This window comes from Candidatus Protochlamydia sp. R18, assembly GCF_000648255.1.
Lineage (GTDB): Bacteria > Chlamydiota > Chlamydiia > Chlamydiales > Parachlamydiaceae > Protochlamydia > Protochlamydia amoebophila.
This window is the reverse complement of the sequence record NZ_BASL01000643.1, coordinates 1-3,565: the sequence shown is the minus strand read 5'-3', so window position 1 is coordinate 3,565 and position 3,565 is coordinate 1. Positions and strand designations below refer to the sequence as shown.

Genomic DNA, 3,565 nt, shown 5'->3' with positions numbered 1-3,565 from the left:
TGCCGTAGTTTGCTCTAATTTTTTGAATCTTATTTTGTATAGATGCTATGAAAGCATCTTCCGACTCGAAAAAACTCTCCCCAGAATAAAATACCTCATCAATGATCTCTTGTTTTTCAATGATGTTTTCTAGATCTTTTAGTTTCACTAGTGCATTGTATATTCGATCTAAATCATCAGAGCAAAGATCAATCGTTTCTTCGATCTTTTTCTGCTCTTCTTTTTTCAGTTCATTCCATCTTATTAATGCGTAAATACCGTACGGTATCCCGCTTGGAATACAAAGAAGCACTGTCGCCCAAGGTGGTAATTTAAATTTTTCTAATACTGAATCTTTCGCTGATTGATAACTTTCCTGGAGAATAACCCATCTTTCTTTCGCTTTTTTTTGATCTTCGGGAAAGGATCCCAATAAGCCCAACACATAATCTCGAAGCCGATTTACTTTTTTTTTGAGTATAGCAATTGTTTTTTTAGAGACCTTGCCTTTTAACTCTTTTAATACTGTGTCGATAAAAGAGATATTAAGGGTACTAAGGATGGAGCGGATGTACTCTTTGATACAACGACCTACAATTTCCTTGTCATAGTTGCGAACAAGACGAGGATCGATTTCTGGCAAATGTAAAAACTGTCCGATTTCCGGATTCGACTGGGAAAAGATGGTATTAATTAAGCTAGACTCTAGCACACTTTGTACAAAAACTTGAAGGTTTTCAAACTTTATGTCGTAATCTTTAAGATTTTTCATCTCTAGCTTCAGACTGTTCTTAAACCGATTTTCTAATAGTCTTTCATCATCAGGATCTAAAGGTTGCGAAGAACTCACACAGATCGGTCCCCTTTCAAAGTTCTCAGAAAAAGTTGCAACGCATGAGGATAAATGACTCGTATCTTCTAGATTATCAAATCGGATGATCTCTTTTAAGCCAATTTGCCTTAATAGTTCCTCTTCTCTTTCTTGGAGCCTCTTGCGACTTTCTGCTTTGGGGCCCGTTTCAGGCAATGGTATCTGTTGTGTTTGCTCTTTCTCTTCCTGCATCTTAGCAAGTTGTTGCTGCATTTTCTCTATCTTAGGTTGTAATGCCGGCATATCTAGAGCGGCAAGTGTCTCGATGGATGCACGAAGTGCAATCTCTTCTGGAGTGCGTTCTAATAGTTCTTTCTTCTGTTGCTCCTCTATTGCTTGAATTTGTCTAAAATCAGGATCTTTGGAGTATTTTGTGATTCCTAATAGACAGTCGTTCTTATTCTTGAGTAAATGACTCAGACGAGACCCTAGTTGAGCTGCGGCTGCAAACCTGCCTTCATTATTTGTGATCGACTCGAGAATCAATATTTGGGGAGTGTATTTTGCGATCAGCGCTTTTAGAGCACACTCCATCCCCAAAGAGATGAGAGATCCATTAGTATCGTCAAAACCGGGAAAATCAATGATGGCCCAATCTTGGACGATTTCAATGGTCGGGAGAAATGTACATGAAGTTGCTCCAGAAAGTCCAATAATCTGTTGCCGATCACTTTGTGATTCGTAGTGGAAGTCTTTTAATATCATCTGATCTCCTCTTAGGAAACATAACGTGGTCGACTTGCCGGCTCCTGAGGGGCCTAATAGGAATAAAATACGAGAGCGATCCGCAGGGATAGAGTTTACGACTTTTTGAATGATTGCTTCTCGAGTTTCCAAGACGATATGAGATAAGAGAGAAAAGGGGATTTTTTCAATTTCAGATCGCCGTTCGTTGCGACTGGGAAGAGCTCTCATTTGAAGGAGATGATCGTAGAGGTGAATGTAGCCGTTGTCGAGTAGTTCATCCAAATAAGCTGGATATGACAAAGGATCGTATTTTCTGAGCTCTTCTAAATCAGATTTTCTTTGTGCGATAACTTTCTTTAGCTGTTCGTAATCTTGAAGTTTTTTTTTCTTGCATTGCAAGATTTTATTCACTTTTTCAGTACGGTTAGGCCCTATCAAACATTTCACATCTTCATCGAATTGATCTGTGGAAAAGCAATAGGGAAGCTCCTCGGCAATAGCTTGAAAGTAACCGGAACTAAAGTTACGCTGTACGCTTTTAAACTCCTGCTCGATTTGCAACTCTGAATCTGAAAAGTGTTGTAAATGGTAGAGTGAAATCAAATCCTGCGCGCTAACTGCTTGATTAGAAACAATCTTTTTAACTTTTTCTATAATTTTTTGGAGGGCATGGTGGCTATTCCGCGCAGGTATCTCTTCAATTTGCCTCTCTAAGAGATCTACAGACTGATAAATTTGGTTAATCTCTTCCACATCGTGTCGACAAAGGAGCTCTTTTGCTAAAATCTTCTCAATGGCTTCCACTCCTTGTTCTATTATTCGAATAGGAGGGACAGATGTTCGTATTTGGCTGCAATAGCCATTATCGTGCATCCTTATATTATAACGAGTCACCTCATTCATACTGATTTTCCTTTTGGATTGAATTGATTAACCGCCACACGCTTTGTTTTACTCTTTTCAAATTGCAATTGATTTGATTTTGTTTTTAAATTAGCTATTCTAACCATCCAAGTATGCTTCTAAAGCTTTTTTTTCCGATCACTGAGAACATCAATGACTCTTTTGTTTGTTAGATCACTAACCGCAACAACAAAGTCTTTATGTTCTTTATGCATAACAATTTCATCAATGCTGATCACTTCTGTGAGAAAGAGGGGCTTTAGTTCTTGTTTTCGCTTTGCTACAGTTTGATAAATTTCCGTAGCAGTTTTATCATTAATTCCAAATTTTTTGGCTGCATAAGTAGCCGTTGTTTCTCGGCAGCATTCGTAAATTTCATGCTCAAATCGATTTGTATAATGCCGATATGGTGCAGCAAACGATAGAGGTTCCTTGAAAGTACATAAACAATCCCGTTCAATCAAATCCAAGCCTCTATAAATTTTTGGAGTAACATCAACTAACTTGAAAGTTGGCTTAAGACATGTTGGGCATAATTGCAAGTCGTGCAGGTTCTTACAAAAAGATGAACTCTATCTTCTTGAATATCAATGTCTGTAAATTTTACCCTTTCTAATTTAATCAGTTTGGTTACATGATTGTTCTTTAGTATTTGATCGCTCTCCTAATTGCGTAGTAAACAATAAGGTGTGACAAATGCTAATTTTTTTAATTATTCTCAGCCTTCAAAAATTTATTTACTACGCAAATCTCCGAAGAACCTGAATTTTTAGAAATTTTAATATTTTCTTCAAGATTTTTATTTACAAACACAAATTTAATATATTTATTCCCAAGACGCTTTTCTATATCTTTTTCTGCTGTTTATTCTCATAAAAAACCAATAGAGAAATAGTCTACATTATCCTTGTTGGGTACTCAAGGTTTGTTCAACTCACCTCTGAAGCATTTTTTCCTATATTTTGCTTGATCTAAGAACATCAAGATATCTGTGAAGAGATTTTATTGATAGACTCTACAGTCTTAACGGTTTGCCCGCGTCAAACGTGCCTCTTCCCATCGTGTTTTTAAAGAGCCACGCTAAGTGGGGGAAAAACAACCATCGGTTGGTTCTTTGGGTTTAAG

Annotated in this window: 1 protein-coding gene and 1 pseudogene; both read right to left on the bottom strand. The window is 37.3% G+C overall.

All coding sequences use genetic code 11. From position 1 onward, the window contains the following. Positions 1–2,440 (bottom strand): annotated as a pseudogene (locus tag TY19_RS03645) (hypothetical protein); the annotation flags it as partial. A gap of 119 nt (positions 2,441–2,559) precedes the next feature. Continuing rightward, a complete protein-coding gene (locus TY19_RS03640; protein ID WP_158383124.1) occupies positions 2,560–2,904 on the bottom strand; it encodes a helix-turn-helix domain-containing protein in 345 nt (114 codons plus the stop codon). Positions 2,905–3,565: the final 661 nt, after the last annotated feature.